This is a genomic window from Cloacibacterium rupense (assembly GCF_014645495.1).
GTDB classification, from domain to species: Bacteria; Bacteroidota; Bacteroidia; order Flavobacteriales; family Weeksellaceae; genus Cloacibacterium; species Cloacibacterium rupense.
The window spans coordinates 68,877-69,287 of record NZ_BMLV01000006.1 but is presented as its reverse complement, the minus strand read 5'-3'; the positions used below and the strand labels follow the sequence as shown (position 1 = coordinate 69,287).

At 43.3% G+C, this 411-nt stretch carries 1 pseudogene; it reads left to right on the top strand.

What is annotated here, in order from left to right:
- Positions 1-411: pseudogene (locus tag IEW40_RS14115) on the top strand (hypothetical protein); the annotation flags it as partial.

Below are 411 nucleotides of genomic sequence, written 5' to 3'. Positions count from 1 at the left end.
TCCGCTGCAGCAAACGGAGTTCCTCAGTTGGTGAATAATGCAGGAAATAATTTGAATGCTTCTACTAACCCAAGCAATTTAGCAGGAGTAGCAGATAATACAGACGGTACAGCAGATGTAGGACAAGGAATAGGCGATTCTCTGGATAATACCCTCAATTCTTGTAAATGTTACAAACTGCCCTCTACAGATAGCAATACTTACCCTACCCAACATGGTATTACTGCCTTTAATAGAGCGGGTGCAGATAACCAAAACTGGCCAATGGTAAGACAAAGCGGATGGACAGCTTTAGAAGCAAGTACCAAAGGTTTTGTAATCAATAGAATGCCTGCAAGTACTACCGGAGGAAACGCTGGCGAACCTGTAGATGGTTCTGGTACAGCAGTAATTACTTCTCCAATTGCAGGG